Annotated in this window: 1 pseudogene; it reads right to left on the reverse strand. The window is 55.0% G+C overall.

The features are described from left to right. A pseudogene (locus tag EOD29_RS36440) lies at positions 1-238 on the reverse strand (hypothetical protein); the annotation flags it as partial.

Below are 238 nucleotides of genomic sequence, written 5' to 3' on the forward strand. Positions count from 1 at the left end.
GCGCTCTTCAATGCCTCATTGGACATGAGCGCGACCATGAACATAGCCGTCGCGTTCCAGCTTCCAATATATTTGGGCCGATCCTTCGAAAGTATGCGGCCTAGCCAGCGCTCCTGCGCCGAACGCATTCCTTTAAGTGTGGAAGGCAAGGTTTCAGGGAAGGCGATGGTCGAGAAGATCTGATAACCGCCCTTCAGGGATTGCTCGACGGGCAACGCGCCGCGTTCATAATGGTAAG

The organism is Mesorhizobium sp. M1A.T.Ca.IN.004.03.1.1 (assembly GCF_003997555.1).
GTDB lineage: Bacteria > Pseudomonadota > Alphaproteobacteria > Rhizobiales > Rhizobiaceae > Mesorhizobium.